Here is a 2,311-nt window from a genome sequence, read left to right as displayed (position 1 = left end):
GAGCGCTATTACTACGCATCCGGTTAATTACCTATCAACCTGCGGAATGTAGGCTATAAACAAGTGAGTAATGCTATTCACAAGGCAGTAGTGAAAAATGTAAGCGCATGCTTAGAGGGTGAAGGATGTGACCAGAAGCTAAAGCCCAATTGTCATGGTTGGGATATGCCCACAGGTCACGGTGGGGATATAGATACTGCGGTCAGTAAGAGTATAATGGCGAGGACGAGTTTAAAGACTACGTGGTGCATATAGCTCTGAACATCGAAGTAGAAAGCAGGTCTCTTGATTCTGCTCCTTTGACAAATAGGGTATCCACACCAGGAGCCGTGTGATGGGAAACTATCAAGCACGGTTCTGAATGGGAGAGGGTGAAGGTGACTTCACTCTCGACCCCTAACCCTTTAAGGGGAAAGGATGTGACTGAAAGCCAATGCCTAACTGTAATGGCTAGGATATGCCCACTAGTCACGGTGTGGATATAGAGACCGCGACAAGTAAGAGTTTGATGACGAAAGCGAGTTTAAAGACTACGTGTTGTATTTAGCTCCCAAAGTTGAGGTTACAAAGCGGGGGGTTGTAGCCCTGTTCCTACTGACAATAGGGTATCTACATCAGGAGCCGTGTGCTGGGAAACTCGCAAGCACGGTTTGGAATTGGAGTTGGGGAAGGTGACTTCTCTTTCGACCATAACACAACTCCCCTCTTTTTTTCGCTCAGTCTTGACCTTGAGTCTCTCTGCCTTATCTGGTTGTCGAAGCCAGATGTTGAGACACATAGATAGTTATGGGATGGTCAGGGGTGCGAATCCCTTATATTCCACCAAGGGGTGGAAGTCCCACTAGGAGGTTATTTCAGCCATTGCAGCCCTATTTGACTCCTAAACGTTTCGCACGTTATGTATATTTCTATACCAAACGTCGGGACATATAAACAGTTATAGGGATGGTCAGAAGCGAGCTTCTTGTATTCAGTCAGGGGGCTGAAGTTTTCACCAGGTAGTTATTTCAGGCATCTCAGCCTTATTTCCTACCTGAACGTCTCGCACTAATGGATAAATTATAACAGCCAGGTACTTTGAGAAAAATCTTCATTGTTCATCGGTTGACTGAGGGAATGTTCGGGACGAGGCACTAAATGAGGTGGGGATCGCTTCGTGGGTTTCTGTGCTAGTTTAGACGTAGATGATTCTAGTTTTAACTGTTCGATATGTTGTAAAAGTTTAGTATTCGTTTCCGACAGATGTAGTGCTATTAATTCTGCCTGTTCTAGCTTTTCCTTTAAGGCCGCCGCCGCTTCAGTCTCCTGTTTAAGTTGGGCTATTAATTTATTTTTTTCCTCTAATTCTTGTTGTAGTTTATTGATTGTAGTGGCTAATTGCCTATGGCTGGCTTGAGCGTTTTTAACAGTTAATTGAAGGGCAGAAATCTCTTTTTTTAAAGTCTGCTCAGTTTCCTGGGACTGCTGTAAGTGGGATTCAAGCCAGGCTACTTGAGCTTCTAACTCCATCTGCGCCTCTAATTCGGCTTGGGTGGGGGTTGGACGGCTAGAGGAGGTATTGTCCCTTGGGGATGTGCTTGTATTAATTTGATGATCAGTATCAGCAGATTCTGGGGGGGGACTACCCGCCTTTTCTGCTTCCTGTTTGACCATATCGGCTAGACTTTTCTTAACCATCATCTCCTCCCTTGGAACTGTGTGTCCCGTCGCCTGATGGGCGGCTGATACAACTTCATTAAGCATACAGCGATCGCGAGGGGAAAAATAGATCCGTTTGGGGGGTTGCAATTTTCGGGTGAGTTATGTTAATGTAATAAACTGTTCGGACGCATAGCTCAGTTGGTTAGAGTACCACGTTGACATCGTGGGGGTCGCTGGTTCGAGTCCAGTTGTGTCCACTATTAACTGACCGTTATCATAACTGCAATAACCGTGATTCACTTAACCCGATAGTCCTACCTAATTACTCAGATATTACTCACAATCTAGTCCTAGCACAGGAAAATAATTCTGTCAATAGGATGATTACTCAGTCAACAAGCACAACTTAATCAATCTGTCAAATACCCATATCACCCCCTAAACCCGACAAGTGATAGGGTAGTTCCCTTGTGATACCCGTCAATGGCAAGCCTATCGGTTCGTACCTCACCCTTGACCGCTATCACATCGGTCACTTCCCCAATAGTGCTTATTCCGGTTATGGGGGGAGGGTATGTTTCAAAGCCAACACGATAGCCGTAGGTAGCCGTAGGGCCTACATTCCGCAGGTTGACAGGGAATAAAAGATATGGTGCTAGTCTAGGCTAGA

General features: G+C 45.5%; 3 protein-coding genes and 1 tRNA gene. 2 read left to right on the top strand and 2 right to left on the bottom strand.

Translation table 11 applies throughout. The annotated features are described in order from the left end of the window. Positions 1-562 precede the first annotated feature (562 nt). Together P5683_RS24235 and P5683_RS24230 are read right to left on the bottom strand one after the other, a co-directional pair. The gene (locus P5683_RS24235) at positions 563-691 is read right to left on the bottom strand and encodes a lysine N(6)-hydroxylase/L-ornithine N(5)-oxygenase family protein (RefSeq protein ID WP_162097047.1); all 129 of its coding nucleotides are present in this window, start codon (positions 689-691) and stop codon (positions 563-565) included. A 368-nt stretch (positions 692-1,059) separates the two neighbouring features. Continuing rightward, entirely contained in the window at positions 1,060-1,788 is a 729-nt protein-coding gene (locus P5683_RS24230; RefSeq protein ID WP_006624503.1) for a hypothetical protein, read from the bottom strand. A 36-nt stretch (positions 1,789-1,824) separates the two neighbouring features. Here P5683_RS24230 and P5683_RS24225 point away from each other — a divergent pair. Together P5683_RS24225 and P5683_RS26600 are read left to right on the top strand one after the other, a co-directional pair. After that, positions 1,825-1,898, top strand: a tRNA-Val gene (locus P5683_RS24225). Beyond that, a complete protein-coding gene (locus P5683_RS26600; RefSeq protein ID WP_008052216.1) occupies positions 1,857-2,051 on the top strand; it encodes a hypothetical protein in 195 nt (64 codons plus the stop codon). The genes P5683_RS24225 and P5683_RS26600 overlap by 42 nt, the downstream gene beginning before the upstream one ends. Positions 2,052-2,311 lie beyond the last annotated feature (260 nt).

This window comes from Limnospira sp. PMC 1279.21 (assembly GCF_032349615.1).
Lineage (GTDB): Bacteria > Cyanobacteriota > Cyanobacteriia > Cyanobacteriales > Microcoleaceae > Limnospira > Limnospira fusiformis.
The sequence above is the reverse complement of the archived record's forward strand: the minus strand, read 5'-3'. Positions and strand labels throughout refer to the sequence as shown.